At 52.5% G+C, this 16,582-nt stretch carries 16 protein-coding genes and 1 pseudogene; 4 read left to right on the top strand and 13 right to left on the bottom strand.

Going from position 1 to position 16,582, the window contains the following annotated elements:
• Positions 1–891: 891 nt before the first annotated feature.
• A complete protein-coding gene (locus BJQ17_RS27875; RefSeq protein WP_083285123.1) occupies positions 892–2,463 on the bottom strand; it encodes an APC family permease in 1,572 nt (523 codons plus the stop codon).
• 422 nt (positions 2,464–2,885) lie between these two features.
• Between BJQ17_RS27875 and BJQ17_RS27870 the strand changes: the two genes are divergently transcribed.
• Positions 2,886–4,229 (top strand): MFS transporter, encoded by a 1,344-nt coding sequence (locus tag BJQ17_RS27870; protein ID WP_256560006.1) that lies wholly within the window; start codon positions 2,886–2,888, stop codon positions 4,227–4,229.
• A 310-nt stretch (positions 4,230–4,539) separates the two neighbouring features.
• Positions 4,540–4,944 (top strand): annotated as a pseudogene (locus BJQ17_RS30690) (transposase); the annotation flags it as partial.
• Positions 4,945–5,224: 280 nt separating this feature from the next.
• On the opposite strand, the gene BJQ17_RS27865 reads toward BJQ17_RS30690, so the two are convergent.
• From BJQ17_RS27865 to BJQ17_RS27855, 3 genes are read right to left on the bottom strand one after another with little or no spacing between them, the layout of a single operon-like run.
• The gene (locus tag BJQ17_RS27865) at positions 5,225–5,674 is read right to left on the bottom strand and encodes a MaoC family dehydratase (RefSeq protein WP_070096918.1); all 450 of its coding nucleotides are present in this window, start codon (positions 5,672–5,674) and stop codon (positions 5,225–5,227) included.
• Positions 5,675–5,691: 17 nt separating this feature from the next.
• Complete coding sequence (gene panB / locus BJQ17_RS27860; RefSeq protein ID WP_070096917.1) at positions 5,692–6,525, bottom strand: 3-methyl-2-oxobutanoate hydroxymethyltransferase; 834 nt, start codon at positions 6,523–6,525, stop codon at positions 5,692–5,694.
• A 14-nt stretch (positions 6,526–6,539) separates the two neighbouring features.
• Positions 6,540–7,163 (bottom strand): LysE family translocator, encoded by a 624-nt coding sequence (locus BJQ17_RS27855; RefSeq protein ID WP_083285125.1) that lies wholly within the window; start codon positions 7,161–7,163, stop codon positions 6,540–6,542.
• Between the two features lie 137 nt (positions 7,164–7,300).
• On the opposite strand from BJQ17_RS27855, the gene BJQ17_RS27850 reads away from it, so the two are divergent.
• The gene (locus tag BJQ17_RS27850) at positions 7,301–7,756 is read left to right on the top strand and encodes an Lrp/AsnC family transcriptional regulator (RefSeq protein WP_070096916.1); all 456 of its coding nucleotides are present in this window, start codon (positions 7,301–7,303) and stop codon (positions 7,754–7,756) included.
• 393 nt (positions 7,757–8,149) lie between these two features.
• On the opposite strand, the gene BJQ17_RS27845 is transcribed toward BJQ17_RS27850, so the two are convergent.
• The gene (locus BJQ17_RS27845; RefSeq protein ID WP_070096921.1) at positions 8,150–9,319 is read right to left on the bottom strand and encodes an FAD-binding oxidoreductase; all 1,170 of its coding nucleotides are present in this window, start codon (positions 9,317–9,319) and stop codon (positions 8,150–8,152) included.
• Positions 9,320–9,584: 265 nt separating this feature from the next.
• Between BJQ17_RS27845 and BJQ17_RS27840 the strand changes: the two genes are divergently transcribed.
• Positions 9,585–10,352, top strand: coding sequence for a helix-turn-helix domain-containing protein (locus tag BJQ17_RS27840; protein ID WP_070096915.1), 768 nt, complete (start codon positions 9,585–9,587; stop codon positions 10,350–10,352).
• Here the strand turns inward: BJQ17_RS27840 and BJQ17_RS27835 are convergent.
• The 8 genes from BJQ17_RS27835 to BJQ17_RS30685 form a co-directional block, all read right to left on the bottom strand.
• Positions 10,341–11,612, bottom strand: a complete 1,272-nt coding sequence (locus tag BJQ17_RS27835) for an aminotransferase class I/II-fold pyridoxal phosphate-dependent enzyme (protein ID WP_070096914.1) — start codon at positions 11,610–11,612, stop codon at positions 10,341–10,343. The two genes, BJQ17_RS27840 and BJQ17_RS27835, sit on opposite strands and share 12 nt — an antisense overlap.
• Before the next feature lie 44 nt (positions 11,613–11,656).
• A complete protein-coding gene (locus BJQ17_RS27830) occupies positions 11,657–12,253 on the bottom strand; it encodes a TetR/AcrR family transcriptional regulator (RefSeq protein ID WP_070096913.1) in 597 nt (198 codons plus the stop codon).
• Positions 12,254–12,260: 7 nt separating this feature from the next.
• On the bottom strand, positions 12,261–12,659 hold the full coding sequence (locus BJQ17_RS27825; RefSeq protein WP_070096912.1) for a biotin/lipoyl-containing protein: 399 nt from the start codon (positions 12,657–12,659) through the stop codon (positions 12,261–12,263).
• Positions 12,660–14,015, bottom strand: coding sequence for an acetyl-CoA carboxylase biotin carboxylase subunit (gene accC / locus BJQ17_RS27820; protein ID WP_070096911.1), 1,356 nt, complete (start codon positions 14,013–14,015; stop codon positions 12,660–12,662). It abuts the gene before it with no gap.
• A 2-nt stretch (positions 14,016–14,017) separates the two neighbouring features.
• The gene (gene accB, locus BJQ17_RS27815) at positions 14,018–14,464 is read right to left on the bottom strand and encodes an acetyl-CoA carboxylase biotin carboxyl carrier protein (protein ID WP_070096910.1); all 447 of its coding nucleotides are present in this window, start codon (positions 14,462–14,464) and stop codon (positions 14,018–14,020) included.
• Positions 14,465–14,494: 30 nt separating this feature from the next.
• A complete protein-coding gene (locus BJQ17_RS27810; RefSeq protein WP_070096909.1) occupies positions 14,495–15,262 on the bottom strand; it encodes a LamB/YcsF family protein in 768 nt (255 codons plus the stop codon).
• A gap of 11 nt (positions 15,263–15,273) precedes the next feature.
• On the bottom strand, positions 15,274–16,233 hold the full coding sequence (locus BJQ17_RS27805; protein ID WP_070096908.1) for a biotin-dependent carboxyltransferase family protein: 960 nt from the start codon (positions 16,231–16,233) through the stop codon (positions 15,274–15,276).
• Positions 16,230–16,582, bottom strand: a 353-nt coding sequence (locus tag BJQ17_RS30685; protein ID WP_139139829.1) for an allophanate hydrolase subunit 1, incomplete at its 5' end; no start/stop codon positions are given. The genes BJQ17_RS27805 and BJQ17_RS30685, both read right to left, overlap by 4 nt.

The following is a 16,582-nucleotide window of genomic DNA, read 5'->3' as shown; positions in this document are numbered from 1 at the left end:
TAGCATATTGGGATCGTCAGCAAAGCACATTCCCCTGAACTGCCATATCCGATAATTGAGCTCTATTGAGATCCGATTGTCGATGACCTAACGCAGGTTTCAAGACGCTCTTTGACAGCGTGATCCAACACTCTCAGGCATCTGTTAAAGACGTGATCAGCTCCTGGAATAACCGTAATGCTGCAGTTGCTGCCACCTACCCACTCCATCGTCTGTAAGAGAGGAGCTTCGCCATCCATTTCACCATGAATCAAATACGCGTTTTGTATGTATGGGGTTGGATAAAGGCGTCCGCTAGGAACCAATCCATATGGCAGACCGCAAAGTATGACATCACTGAATGAATGGTCGAATGCACGCATTCGGGCTACCACCTCTGCTGCGACGTAGGCGCCGTAAGAGAAGCCTGCAATGTAAATGGATCCAGTGCCTTCGCGGCTGTGGATGTACTCGACCAAATTCACTACATCCGCGATATCCTCGCACGCATTCACAGATCCATCAGGGAGCGTTTCACCCCCGCCAAGAGTTGGCCTGTAGCAGACCATCCCTTGCGAGAAAAACGACCTCATTAGTGTGAAAGGCACCTTATGGTGTGGGTCACCACCTAGAATCGGGTGGGGATGCAGAATCAGTGCTACTGCCGAGGGATCTATGGGTCGGTCGATGAGAACCGGCATTGTGTGATCCGACACAGGTATTTTCGCCAACTCAGCCACGAGCAAAGGCAACCATTACCATCAGAGTCTCCTCATCGTCGTGAGGAAACTCCATGGTCATCAGCTCATCAAGCATTTCGATAACTTTCTTGAAGAAGTTCATCTGCAGCTCCAGTCTTTACGAACAAATGAAAGCGGCCTTGATTTTCATCGAAGGCCGCTGAGTTGATCACTAAGCTTGAGCGAGCTTAGCGTCGCGGGCGTAAGCAGGAGAAGGTTCCTTATAACCGGACACTGCCCCCCAGAAGTAGATGGCCACCGAGAACGCGGCAGTGGCGCCGATTATTACACCCTGGCTGATGCCGCCGGGGCCAACAGCCCACGTCAGGACAAGCATACCGGCGTAGTAAGCGACCATCCAAAGGGATGATTTGATTTCCTGGCGGGTGATCTGATCTGCCCAACCACCTGTACGAAACAGTTTGATAGAGGCCTGTACGCAAAAAATAAGGATTTGCACACCCGCAAGCCAGGACACAACGCTCCAGCCAGTCCAGAGCACAAGCAGACTTGCCACGAAGAATGACACCGGCCCAACCCAGACCAAACCTGCAACTTTGAATGGACGGTTGAACTCCCGGTATCGCAGGGCCGCAACCGATACTGGCGCCACGGCATAACTCAAAACCAGGGCCGCTGAGACGACGCCAATCAGCTTGTCCCAAGAGGGGAACGGAAGCGTCCACACAACAGAGAGGATGAAGGTCAGCCAAAGTGCACGACGAGGAATTCCGGACTTGGGATCGACCTTAGCGAAACCCTTAAGAAGTACCGTCGAAGCCGCCCAACCGCATGCAATACGCGACGTTGAGTTCATGAAGACGTTACCGCAACCGGCAGGGGAGATGACGGCATCGATGACCACAATCGATGCCAGCCAGGCGGCACCCAAAAGCAGAGCGATATCACGGAAAGGCAGTGGCAGCTTCTCGCTGAGTCCTGACCATCCACCAGACAGCAGATTTTCCGGGATGCTGCCTAGGAAGGCCACCTGCAGGGAGATATAGATCACGGCTGCGCAAGCAATGGATAGCATCAGTGCCAGAGGAATATTGCGTTGAGGGTTCTTCACCTCGCTAGCAGCGGACACGATTGGCGTCAGTCCAAGGTAAGCAAAGACAATTCCGCCTAAGGAGACGGCATGCCCAATACCACTCAAGCCATTCGGGGCAAATCCATCTTTAGTCAAATTCTCAACATTAAAGTGCTTGAAGAGAACATAAATAACACAGACAGGAACAAGGAACTTGAAAACACTAACTACATTATTAGCCAATGCAAAGGACTTAACGCTAAAGTAATTTGCCAGCATAAAAATACAAAGAAGCACAAATTGCACCAACCAACCCATAATGGTTGGAGAACTGCCTCCATCGACTGTGAGCGAGGGAAGCCAAGCGCTTGCGTACTGCCTAGCAGCAACGACTTCAATGGCAACAACGCTAGAATAAGCAATAAGAGTGATCACGCCCATCATATAGCCTAGCATTGGCCCATGACTGATCACTGGATATTGGAGGATACCACCTGTAGCCGGAATAGCCGCTCCCAGCTCACAATACATAAGGCCAAGCATGAAAACAGCAGCAGCACCTATTACCCACGAAATTATACTCGCAGGCCCAGCCAACCCGGCAACATGCGCAGAAGCGAAAAGCCAGCCAGAGCCGAAGGTGGCACCCAGTCCAATCAAAGTTAGATCAAGTAGCGACAGATTACGCTTCATGTGACTTGAAGTTGACATACCCTTACTCCATGAAAAGCAGAGCCGATTGATCCACAGCTTTGTGAATCATGGCGAAACCAGGGCAGCAAAAAGGATCTATATAGCATGGTCGGCGCCTGCTTAATTCTTGTTTTAAATTTAATTTGACTCAAGAACACACACTCAAGCCATCCAGCAAGTCTACGCCTGGCCTACCTCAGTCGCTTGTGGGAAAGGAGCAGCTTTCATGCCGTTTTCTGCACAGCTGTCAAAAAAACTTCCTCCTTCATTATTATGCAAAATACCAAAAAGCTAAAATGCATCGAAACCGTGCAAAATCATAAATAACGCACAATCAAGGAGCTTGGTAACGACATTCACTATGCAAAATACCGCACGCTACGACCGCCTCCCCACAAGACCCGCAGCAACCACGGAATTAAAATTGTCAGTAACAAAAAATGCCAACCCGCCCCATTCGACTGCAGACCTGCCTAGAACCGATGCTGATTGAACGTAATTTTAATGAAGGTGGTAACGTGGAAAGTAGCTTAAAGGAAGCACATAGACATCAAGCACCTGCACTCGAGCACCCTAACGACACGCATATTCGCAGAGGCACGCCACAATTTATGCGAACATGTTTAGCACTGCTCGCAGGCGGATTTTCCAGCTTTGCATTACTCTACTGCGTCCAACCCATGATGCCTGCGATTTCCATGGCTTTTGGAGTAGACGCCACTCAATCTAGCTTAATACTTTCGATCTCCACAATTTTCCTTGCCCTGGGACTTTTCTTTACAGGCCCGCTCTCTGACTCCTGGGGCAGGAAAAATGTAATGGTTATTGCTTTGTTCGCAGCATCTCTATTGACTTTAGCCTCAGCAGCAACCACAAAGTGGGAGTATCTCCTGGCTATGCGTGCTGGTGTAGGCCTTGCATTGAGTGGGATAACAGCAGTAGCTATCACATATCTCTCCGAGGAAATTGATGCCAGAAACATCGGATTTGCCCTAGGTATTTACATCGGCGGCAGCGCCGTTGGTGGCATGGCAGGTCGACTGATCAGCGGCATGATGGTCGACTACGTATCGTGGCACTGGGTTATCGCTGCTATGGGAGCAGTCGTATTTGCCGCCGCCGTTATGTTCTGGAAATTCTTACCAGAATCAAAACATTTCAAAGCGAGCACTACGTCAGGCTTGAGAATTTTCACAGGATTTATACCTCACCTTAAAAATCTCAACCTTATTTACATTTATATTGCAGGTTTTCTTTTGATGGGAAGCCTGGTTACCTTTTTCAACTACATCGGCTATCACCTACTTGGCGCACCATTCAACTTATCTCAGACTATTGTCAGTCTGTTTTCCCTGATTTACCTGACAGGCACCTACAGCTCAGCGAAAATAGGCGGCATGGCCGATCGCCATGGACACGCGAAGGTTCTCAAAGGAATTATCCTTGTAGCCCTCATAGGCGTGCTTCTAACGCTCGTCGATTCACTGCCAATCACCGTGCTCGGAACTATTTTATTCACCTTTGGCTTCTTTGGCTCACACGCGACGGCCAGCAGCTGGATTGGACGCTTTGCCACCAGCGGTAAAGCTCAAGCTACCTCCCTGTATCAAATCACCTTCTACTGTGGAGCCAGTGTTGCCGGCACAGCAGGTGGAGAGTTTTGGTCGGCGCTGCACTGGCATGGCGTTGCCCTGTTCATTAGCGCAATGCTGACGGTCTGCTGGATCATCTCTTATGCTCTGGCCATAAACACGGCATCAGGAGCTCGACCTCTTTCGAACTAATCGCATAGCCTGAGAAGTGTCTTCTCTCCCACTCACCACCGGGAGAGAAGGCGCTGACGTCAAAAAGCAGCCCCCCCTATCCTCTTCAAATCCTCGATGCATAGCCGCTTAGCTCTAGGCCAGCTTCACCTACTCCGAAACCGTTGATACACCGTAGACTATTGGTCAACGCGCTCTGCTTCATCTCCCCCCCACAGCCCCTGGACAGCGCTCCATAGCACGCCATCGATAAGCGTCCCGCGAACTCACCTTCTGAACTCCAGCATTAAGGGCGATGGTGTCCGCGTATTTTAAAGCGGACGCGATCACCCGAATACGCCAGGAAGTGGCGGTGCCGATCATCAAAACACTGCATGACTGGATGTAGCCGCAGCGAGACCTGGTGCCCAACGGATCAGCCACGACCAAAGCCCTCGATTACAGCCTGAAACGCTGGGTAGCGCTGACGCGCTACTTGGACGATGGGGCGGTGCCCATCGACAACAATCAGGTTGAAAACCAGATAAGACCATGGGCTATCGGACGCTCAAACTGGTTGTTTGCAGGGTCGCTGCGCAGCGGTAAACGAGCGCCTGCAATCATGAGCCTGATCCAATCGGCACGCATGAATGGGCATGATCCGTATGCCTATCTCAAAGATGTATTGGCGCGGCTACCGACGCATCGGGCCAGTGAGATCGGGCAATTGCTACCGCAACAGTGGGTACCGGTCTGACTTATATGACGTAAGTTAGGCTACAGCTTACAATTTGGTGTCCGCCACGTCAGATGAAGCACAAGGCTGGCGAACAACGCGAAAGGCAGTCCGATTCCCAGCGATATTTTGTAAGCCAGCAGTGCTCCTGCACCACCACCCACAATAAAAGCCAGGATCAGGAAGCAGGAGTCAGCCAGCTCAGTTCCAGGCCGAATTATGAGTTTCAATAGATAATGCATGCTGAACAATCTCTTCCAGAATTTCGGTGGGATACGTTGATCACAGTATCGGGCCAAACCTAATCGCCTGGGGTTGCTGCAAGCACCGCCCTTTCAGCCTCGCTAGGAATCACCCCCGTCGTTTCAGCCAGCAGCACAGCTTGGCCGGTGCTGTTCTTCACGATGACTTCGGCTTCCGCTCGATGTCGGTCATCAATACGGACAATTGTCCATACGCAGGTCAACTCCTCCCCAACATAGACCGGCCGCTTGAACTTGAAGCTCATTGATGTAGCCAGCCAACCCAAGTGCCCGCCAATCTCGGTGATCAAAGTCGCAGTCAGGAGGCCTTGAGCGATGGTGCCGTCAAAACCTTTGGCTATAGCGTATCGGGCATCGGAGTGGACTGGGTTGTGATCATGCGATAGCGCTTCGAACTGAACGATGTCAGCCTTCGAAAAGGTGCGCTTGATCTCGAATGTGTCGCCGTCTTCAAGCCCTTCAATCGCCTTCTGGCGTATCGCGTTCATTGGATTCTCCAGCCGCGTCAAAAAGTGTGCTCAGATCCTGGGAATGACCCTGACTCGACATCCTCAGCAAAAGCTTGGGCAGCGTCATTCAAAACTTTTCGCATATCAGCGTATTGCTTGACGAATCGAGGCAACTGACCTTGCCGGAGACCTGCCATGTCCTGCCATACCAGTACTTGAGCGTCACAGCCGTTCCCCGCCCCGATTCCAACGGTGGGAATGCCAACTGCCTCGGTGATCCGGCTTGCAACCTCACCTGGCACCATCTCAATGAGCAGGCCAAACGCTCCTGCGCGCTCAAAAGCTATCCCTAAATCAATCAACCGTTGCGCGTCTGAGCCCTTGCCCTGGATACGGTAACCGCCCAGTTGATGCTCTGCCTGCGGGGTGAATCCAATATGGGCCATCACTGGAATCCCTGCGGTCACCAGCTTCTCGACCTGGGGGAGCATCTCAATCCCACCTTCGAGCTTAACGGCGTGCGCGCCACCTTCTTTCATAAAGCGCACGGCTGTATGGAAGCATTGCTCAGGTGACCCCTGGTACGAACCAAAAGGCAGATCGGCAATGATCAATGCGCGCTTGGTAACCCGCGAGACCGTGCTGACTAAGGGCAACATTTCGTCAACGGTTACTGCCAGGGTCGAGTCATAGCCGAAGACGTTGTTACCGGCTGAATCACCGACCAGGAGCACAGGAATTCCTGCCTCTTCAAATATGGTTGCGGTGTACATGTCATAAGCGGTCAACATGGCCCATTTCTGGCCCCGCGCTTTCATTTGGTGTAGATGAGGGATTCTTACCCGCCCACGATATTGGCTAGCGTACGGTGCTGTGGTCTGTTCAGACATTGGTTTACCTTCGATTAAGCGGTCAGACGCTCAGCCGCGAGGACGACAGCGATGACAATCATTGCGGCCCCTGAGATGCGGCTGACATTGAGTGCTGCACCTGGTCGAGAAGTCAGTACTGCGCGGGCGCTATATCCCACGGCCAGATAAACGACTCCGCAACTGAAAGCATGAATGAGCCCTAGCGCAATGATCTGAGCTGCAACCGGCCAGGCGGCAGACGAATCGGTGAACTGAGGCAGCAAAGCCAGGAACAGCAGCAGCACTTTTGGGTTCAGGCCGCTCACACAGAGTCCCTTGAATGCCCAGGTGATCCAGCCTCCGTCATCTGCGGCGTCCCCTTGAGTGGGCTTCGAGGGCTTGAGCAGCATGTTAAAGCCGAGCCATAAGAGGTAAGCGGCCCCCATCAGCGTAAGCGTCAACAGCGCATAAGGGATTTTCACCAGCAGGCCACCCACACCCGCCGCTACGATCAATGTGGCGAGAACATGGCCTGAGAGCATGCCCAATACCGCAGGCGCGACGTTATGGCCTCGCAAACCCGCTGAAATGGCGTAAGCCCAATCAGCCCCAGGCGTGATAACAAACAGAAACGAAACGGCCCAGAAGGCCATCATCAAAGAAGCGCTCACGATCAATCTTTCCTCTTGCTCATCGTCACCAGTACGGCACCTTTGGCCCTGGCGGAAACGGAGAGAGAAGGATAAAGAAAGCCGCATGGTATTATCTTGCGTAGTTACTCGCAGGCCCCAGTTACAGTAGAAGGTTTATCGAAATGGATCGGATCGATAGGAAGATTCTTGCGGAGCTACAAGAAGATGGCCGCCAGTCACTCACGGACTTGGCCGAGCGCGTTGGGCTGAGCTTGTCCCCTTGCCATCGGCGAGTTCGAGCTTTAGAGGAGGCTGGAGTGATCAAGGGATATCGCGCCCACCTCTCTGCCCCCGAGCTAGGGCTCAATTTCTCTTCATTGGTGTTCGTGACGTTACGGGAAGGACATCAGCAGGCCGTAGCAGACTTCGAAAAAGCCTTACCAAACGTCCCGTACATCGTCCAAGCGCAACGACTGTTTGGTGATCCGGACTACCTGCTAATGGTGGTAACCGCAGACCTTCCGGCGTTTCAGAAGCTCTATGACGAGGAGCTATCGAGGCTGCCAAATGTACAGCGGCTAACCTCGACCTTAGTAATGAAACACGTCATCACAGATCGCCCACTGCCATTGGAATGAGCGCCACGAATCCGGTTGTATCAACCCGACTTCAGCGGACGCTTACCGCCATCGAGCATCTGTTGGTAGCTCTGCCGAGACCACTCTCAACCTTGGGTTTCGATGATTAGGTCGGAGATCACTCCCCTGGCCTGATCTGAGATTGCGTAACACTTCGCCATCACAGAATCACTTTTCGCCGATAGCAGGTGATTCGAGAAAGTCTCAGCACAGGAAGCGTGGCGATTGCGCTGCTCAGGGTTGCGGAAAGGGGGCATAGCTCTCCAACCCAACCCGCTTTGAGGCACAGGCCGCCCCCCTCCCCTGCAGCACTTATTTTGGGCAAAAAAAGAGGCAGCCAAGGCCGCCCCAAACTCAGGTATTTGTTACAAAGAGGGGTCACGCAACAGTGACTCAGTAGACTACCGCCTCGACAATCGGCGTGTTCTTGGCGATACGGCTGTATCCCAGTTCACTCAGGTCGATGGACTTGTACTTACCGTGAACAATGCATTCAGCAATCCCGCGACCTGTTGCCGGGGAATGCATTACCCCATGGCCAGAGAACCCAGTTGCGAAGAGGAAGTTGGTGATCTCAGGATGAGGGCCCACCACACCATTGTGGTCTAGTAGGTTCATTTCGTAGTGGCCGGCCCACGCACGTTGGATGCGAACCTGCTCCAACAGAGGCACACGATGGGCCAACAGATGCCAGATGAACTCCTCGAAGAGATAGTGATCTGGTTCGTAATCGCCTTCAGCGTGAGGATCGCGTGCCATCTCTGGTGCGATACCGCAGATAAACCCATCACCCTCTGGGCGGATCCACGCACCCGAGTTATCGAAGAGCATTGGGAAATTCTCAGAGGGCACTGGAGCCTTGATGTGGAAGATAGTGCGCTTGCGAGGCTCAACCGGAAGATCGATACCCGCCAATGCCGCAATCTTACCACCTGCAGCACCGGCAGAGTTAACACACCAATCGCAGGGCAGCACGGTACCGTCTTTCAACTCAACCGCCGAAATACGCCCAGCTTCCTGGCGGAGCTTGACTACATCACCATTGATGTATTCGACCCCGAGATTTTTCGCTTCCTTACGTACCAGCTGCATCAGCGCCCAAGCGTCGAACCAGCCCTCATTTTTTACCCCGTAGGTCGCAATGCCAACATCTTCAACATTCAACCAGTCATAACGCTCTTTAGCCTGGGCAGGCGTCAAAATGTCGATATTGGCACCATATTCACGCTGAATGAGTGCATTCTCACGTTGAACGGGAGCATGTTCCGCCGAGCCGATCATTAGATAACCGCGCTCTTCAAAACCGATATCTGCGTCAGGCCCAAACCACTCCTTGATGTTTCGGAACATATCAGCACCGAACAGGCTCATGCTGATATTGAAATGGCACCCAAACTGGGTACGAATGGAAGCGGCAGAAAGCGCAGTTGAAGAGAATTGGTAAGAGGAGTCGCGTTCGATTACCTGAATCTTTCCTTCAAAACCTTCCTTACGCAAAAAATACGCAACGAAGCTGCCGATGATCGCCCCACCAATAATTACAACCGAACCGGATTCACTCATAGCATTAACCCCAAGATCTAGCGCGCCCGTCGCAATATGACCGGCGATGAATTTGGTGAAAGCGTCACAGGGGCGCCTGAGAGCCTTCCGCTCTCCCGCTCTTGCCCGCCACCCAGTAATCCTGAAACACAATCAGCTTCCTGTCTTGTGCGCAAGGCAGATTTTTATGCGGTTTTTTGCACAATCGAATACCTCATCACTGATTACAGGCGCCAGGAGATCTGGTAGAGTCCTACAGCATCTGGGTTCGCTTGAGGAACGGAAAATGACCACCGGAGCGCAGCTTCTCCACTTGTTCGATAGAGACTTTAACCTACTCGACAAAATTTTTGACTGCATGCCCGATGTCATGTTTTACGTTAAAGACACCGAGGGCCGCTATGTGGTGGTCAACCAGACGCTTGTTCGCCATAGCGGCAAACGGCATAAATCAGAGGTCATAGGTTTGACCGCTGACGAATTATTTCCCATCACCAGCTCTAGCATCATCGCACAAGATCTGAGCGTCATTCACACAGGCACGGACATCGTTGATACCCTGCGCCTATTCCGCTCTGCCGACGGGCACAAACAATGGTGCTTGAGTTCGAAATATGGTCTTTTCGATGACAACATGAAGCCTAGCGGACTTGCTGGCATTTCACGAATTCTGTCTCGACCCGATGAAAAACACTTGGGCTACAAGCGACTAATGGACTTCTCAAGATTGGTCAAGGAGAACTTGGGACAGCCGATTCTGATATCAGACATCGCAAAGGAAGTTGACCTTTCAATGGATACACTGCAGAGATTGACTCGCGAAGTCTTTCAGTTAACGCCCAAGCAAATATTAATGAAAGCCAGAATTGAAAAAGCTTGCGAAATGTTAGAAAACTCAGAAGCCAGCATTACGGAAATCGCGACCGAATGCGGCTATTCTGACCATAGCGCATTCAGTCGACAATTTAAAGCTGCCTTACACTGCACACCCCAGCAGTTTCGTGGGACTACACGGAAGAATGCAGCGAAGGCAAACTCGATATCACCGCTTTGACAAATACTGCTCACAGGCAGCAATCAGAATGCAGTTAGCAATGACTAATGATGCATCCGAGATATTGTTGAGCGGCACTGACGACGGAGCGATACGAAGATGTCTGTCCTCAGGATCTTTGCCATAAGGGAAAGCTGCACCAGCAGGCGTCAGTTGAACGCCTGCTTCTTTGGCCAGCGCGACCACTCTGGCAGCAGTGTTGGGAGCGCAGTTGACACTAATAAAGTAACCTCCTTTGGGTGAAGACCACTCTGCCACCCCCCAAGCACCCAGCTCTCTTTCGAAGACTTCGTGAACAGCCTGGAACCTCGGAGCAAGAATCGCTCTGTGCTTATCCATCAGTACTGGCAAGCCACCAATAGCATTTAAAAACGTGACGTGCCGCAACTGATTGAGTTTGTCTGGCCCAACACTGCGCACGGAAGCATGTTTGAGCCACCACTCCACATTCGCCTTTGAACCACCGAACAGAGCAAGCCCCGCCCCGGCAAAAGTCATCTTCGAGGTTGAGGAGAACAGCAAGGCTCTGTTCGGGTTACCGCTCTCTACGCACAACTGCGAGATGTTAGCGATCTCAATCCGCTGTGCCGTCAAATGATGCTCACAGTAGGCGTTATCCCAGTAGACACGGAAGTCGGGGGCAGCAACAGGCATCGATGCCAGCGCTTCAACAACCGCCTGGCTGTACACAGCCCCTGTTGGATTGCTGTACTTGGGCACGCACCAGATGCCTTTGACCTTCGGATCAGCAACGAGAACTCGCACTACATCAATATCTGGGCCATCGTCGTTGAGCGGCACGGGGATAAGCTCGATCCCGTAGACCTCACAGATTTTGAAGTGCCTATCGTAACCAGGGGTGGGGCAGAGGAACGCCACCTTTTCCTCTTTGCACCACGGCTTAGGAGAATCGGGGTTGCCGAAGTTCCAAGAGTAGGCGATGCAGTCATGCATCATAGCCAGGCTGGAGTTGCCATCAACCACAACCTGCTCTGACGGGACGCCGAGTAATGGGGCGAAGAGCTCTCGAGCTTCTTTGATGCCCTGCTGCCCCATGTAGTTTCGGCAGTCAGTACCATCCTGGTTTTTATACCCGACATGATCAAACAACCCGTTCGACAGATCTAATTGCTCGGCACTCGGAACACCACGAGCCATATTTATATTAAATGGCTTCTCCAAGTAGACGCTATGGCTTTCCAATGCCTGGGCGTGCAACTCGTTAATCCGGCCCGCACTATGCCCACTAAAGAGACTCATTAGATGACCTCGCAATCTCGACTAGCTAATTAATATTTTTTTTACTACCGCACGCCTAGCATTCGCTTAGACAGCTCGATCAGCCAGCGCTCAGATGCCTCTGAACCGCTCGACTGCAACATTTGACCTGCCTGACCATCTGAGAGCATCGACAGAAGCACAAAAGCCATAGCCTCGCTGTCAGGGACATTGAACACACCCTGCCTCATCCCCTTCGCGATAATGTCAATCAAGAATTGGTTGTAGGCGACCTCGAGCTCTTGGATGCGTTCAAGCCTGGCCTTATCAAGGTGCTTCATTTCGGATCGGAGCAGAGGTGTGTCCAGCGGATGCAATCTCACATATGAAATATGGAAGGCCAGAAAACCCTCAAGCTCATGGATGATTGAGCCTGAGGGTTTTCGACGTCGCTTCCATGCGCTCAGCCTCTGACCAAGCAAACCATCCAACACTTCCTCCAATACATCCTGTTTACTGGAAAAATGGTAATAGAGACTGCCCGGCTGCAAGCCGACTTTGCCGCTCAAACTTCGCATGGACATAGCACCAAAACCCTGGCTGGCCAACATTTCGTATGCCGCCTGAACAATGTTGATGCCTACATCTACGCCAGAAACCTGAGCCAAGCAAGCAGTGCTCATATCACCGTTACTCCAAATCAATAATCAGCTGTGCGAAGCCGACTACATCACCGTCAGCTACCTTGACCGAAGAAATAACACCAGAATGAGCAGCACAAATTTCTGTGAGCACATCCCCGTATTCAAGCCAACCGATCACATCACCGGCCGCAACTTGTTGGCCTTGCGCAATCACCAGGTTCTCACGCTGAGGATGCTGCAATCGCACTACGCCCATGCCAGGAGAAAGCACGTCAGCCTTAGAAACGGGAGCAGGCTGCGGAGCCTCACTTTCTGATGGAGTAGGCGCAGCAATGGTCGGAGTAGCTGTCAGAGACAGGCACGCGCCATCTTCTTCAAACTCTAAAAAACTGATGCCTCGGCGCTCAACCAGCTGGGCGAACTTCTCAATATCGGTAAGGTTCATTTATCCTCTCCCAGCGAGGTAGGTTTCGAGATGATGGATATCAAATCCCCCCGCCACGAAGGACGACTCCCCCATAAGCTCCTGGTGCAGAGGAATATTTGACTTAATGCCATCCAGCGTTGCATCAGCCAGAGCACCGCGCATGCGCCGGATCGCTTCTTCACGGGTAGCGCCGTGCGTAAGGAACTTGGCCACCAACGAGTCGTAGTGCGGAGGAACCACATAGCCACTGTAGAGGTGGCTATCTACCCTGATTCCCGGGCCGCTTGGAGATACCCATTGAGTAACTTTGCCTGGGGCGGGATGGAATGAATAAGGATCCTCAGCGTTGATCCTGCATTCGATAGCATGGCCTTGGAGTTTGATGTCCTTTTGCCCGAAGCTCAGTGGAGCGCCAGCTGCAATCCTGAATTGCTCGGCAACGATATCCACACCAGTCACGAGCTCTGTCACGGGGTGCTCAACCTGAACACGGGTATTCATTTCAATGAAGAAGAACTCGCCGTCCTCGTACAAGAATTCAAATGTTCCAGCACCTTGATAACCAATGCGCTTGCAGGCTTCCGCGCATCGCTCACCAACAATGCTCAGTTCTTCCCGATCAATCCCGATCGCAGGTGCCTCCTCGATGATTTTTTGGTGACGGCGCTGCATCGAGCAATCACGCTCACCCAGCCATACCGCATTGCCATGAGCGTCAGCCAACACCTGAATTTCGATATGACGAGGGTGTTCCAGGAAACGCTCCAGGTAAACCTCTGGGTTACCGAAAGCTCTTCCTGCCTCCTCTTTAGTCATAGCCACTGCTTCAAGGAGCTCGTTGGAATGCCGCACAATGCGCATCCCTCGCCCGCCACCGCCGCCCGACGCCTTGACAATGAGCGGGTAACCGCAACGATCCGCGATGGCATGAATCTCGTCAGCAGAGTCAGGCAGAGCACCAGGCGAGCCAGGAACGCAAGGCACACCTGCAGCGATCATGGCCTGCTTAGCCGATACCTTATCCCCCATCAGACGGATCGCATCAGCACTTGGGCCAATAAAAATCCTGCCGGATTTTGTCACTGCCTCAGCGAAATTGGCATTCTCCGCAAGGAAGCCATAACCAGGATGGATGGCTTGGGCACCGGTCAAGTCGGCAGCCTGAAGCAGCCGCTCAATAGACAAATAGCTGTCTTTCGACTGTGCGGGGCCAATGCAGATCTTTTGATCGGCCAAAGCTACATGCCTGAGATCAGCGTCCGCAGTGGAGTGTACGGCGATGGTACGAATCCCCAAGTCGCGAGCCGCACGCATGATACGCAATGCAATCTCGCCACGGTTGGCAATAAGTACACTACTAAAGGACGTCGACATGATCAGCATTCCTCAATAACAAAAAGTGGAGTGCCTTGGTCGACAGATGCACCATCTTCCACCAGGATAGATACAACTTTCCCCTCACGATCAGCTTCCAGAGGGTTCAGCATCTTCATAGCCTCTACAATTCCGAGGGTTTGCCCTTCCGTAACTTGATCGCCGACAGAAACGAAAGGAGCTTTGTCGGGAGCAGGAGAGCGATAGAAAATCCCAACCAGCGACGACTTTACCGTGTAACCTTTAGGCGCAGGCGCGTCGGCTTGAGGTTTTGCAACAGCCACCGGCGCTTGAGCTGCAGCGGTAGGTGCAGCGTTACTCGTCGCAGCTTGAGCGACCGCGCTTTTCAGGCGAAACTGAACTCGTTTCCCGCCTTCCGAATATTGCAATTCATCAATATTGGACTCTTGTGCAATATCGATTAGCCGATCAATGAAGTCAGTATTCATAACTTATTCCGATTAAGGTGGTGGACTCTATTACCAAGCTCCGATGGTAATTCCATCTTCTTGAAGCCTTTTCCGCACAGCCGCCGCCACCTTGACTGCACTCGGGGTATCGCTATGAACACAAATGGAATCGATCGGACAAGGGATCGACATTCCGTCAATTGTCTCAATGGCTTGAGCCCGCACCATTCTCACAACCCTGAGTGCTGCCTCTTCTGGATCATGAATAACCGCACCTGGTGTGCCCCGTGCAACCAAACGCCCCATGGCATCGTATGCACGGTCTGCGAAAATTTCTGATTTAACCTGCAAGCCCATTTCAGCGGCGATTCGCGACTGCTCGCCCAAGGCAATTACCAGGCAAGTCAACGACGGATCTACAGCCCTCACTGCGCGGGATACCGCCGTAGCGACTTCCCGGCTGGTCTGCGTGAGATTGCCCAATGCACCATGTGCTTTCACATGAGTGAGCTTATGGCCGGCGTAAGCAGCCAAAGCTTGGGCCGCCCCGATTTGATAGGCAACGATCCTTTCGATTTCTGGCCCGGTATAAGGCATAACCCGGCGTCCAAAGCCCCAAAGGTCGGGAAATGCTGGATGAGCTCCAACTGCCACACCTTTCTTCTTCGCTGACGCAAAAGTGCGAGCCATGATTTCAGGGTCACCCGCGTGGAAACCGCACGCGACATTCGCTGTACTGACAATATCCAGGATGGCTTCGTCGTCACCCATATTCCAGGTACCGAACCCCTCACCCATGTCGGAGTTCAAGTCAACACGCAGTGTCTTCTCAGTCATTATTAAATCACTCAATTACACTTAGCGAGAATGCCCAAGTTGCACTCAATTTTTGAGATCCACCCTTCCAGGCGCCGCTCTTCAGCAAGTGCTTCTTGTTCTGTAACTATTTTGAACTGAACCTTGCCTCCGATAGGAAGCTGTCCAAACCGCCACAAGTCAGCGTCAATGACATGCGCGACTTTCGGGTATCCACCACACGTGTTCGCGTCGGCGAGCTGTACAATGGGCTGACCGGAAGGAGGAACTTGGATTGTTCCAGGCAATATGCCGTGCGAGAGCATTTCCAGAGGCTGCTCAAGGCTAAGCTCAGAACCTTTCAATCGCATTCCCATACGATTGGAGTCAGGCGACACAAGCCACTCTTCGCCGAGGAATGTCGCTTGCGAGTCCTTAGTGAAGGCCCCATGCTCCGCGCCTGCCACTACCCTAATCGCTGTGGCTTCGTTCCTACCTGGCATCGCAATCGGGAAATAAATACCCTGATCCCTGGGCTCAGGGTGCGCTACAGAAGAAAGCTGCAACCTGTCACCACGGCCAAGACCACGCCCTTCAATCCCCCCGAACCCTGTTTTCAGGTCGGTGGAGCGAGAACCGATCGCCAGAGGGACATCTATGCCTCCAGCAAATGAAATGTAGGCACGGGCTCCCCGAGTCGGCGGATTTAGCTTAAGGGTCTCCCCCGCCTTCGCGTGCACTGCCCACATTGGGGAAAGTGCCCTGTCGTCGAGAGTTGCCCTGCAGTCAGCCCCAGTGATTGAGAGCCAAACGTCCTCTTCAACACGCAAGCGAAAAGGGAACAGGACAATTTCCAAAGAAGCGGTGTTTTCAGGATTGCCGAGAAGTAGATTTCCGAGACGTAAAGCAAGACGATCCATCGCTCCGCCAGAGCTAATACCCAACGCCAACAGCCCAGGACGACCAAGGTCTTGGACTGTGTTGCCCGCTCCTGTTGTCAGAATCTCGATCATCTTAGAACCTCAAGAACCTTGAATCGGATGATGTCTCCTGGACGCAACAGGACTGCAGGGGAGCGATTGGAATCGAAAAGCTCCAACTCGGTGTGTCCAATGATGTGCCAGCCAGAAGGTGCAGCACACGGCATGATCCCAGCTTGGGCTCCGCCAACAATGACGGCACCACGCTCAAGCCTCATCCTGGGGACTGCTCGCCTAGGGACTGCTATCGCAGGATCGAGCCCGCTTAGGTATGGGAAACCTGGCATCGCGCCAATGCAGGCGACGCTGTAAGTACCATTGGCATGACGATCAACGAACTCATTAGTGGAAATAGAAAGCTGCTCACAGATTTCACTTAGGG

The organism is Pseudomonas sp. NBRC 111139 (genome assembly GCF_001753955.1).
Taxonomy (GTDB): domain Bacteria; phylum Pseudomonadota; class Gammaproteobacteria; order Pseudomonadales; family Pseudomonadaceae; genus Aquipseudomonas; species Aquipseudomonas alloputida.
The sequence above is the reverse complement of the archived record's forward strand: the minus strand, read 5'-3'. Positions and strand labels throughout refer to the sequence as shown.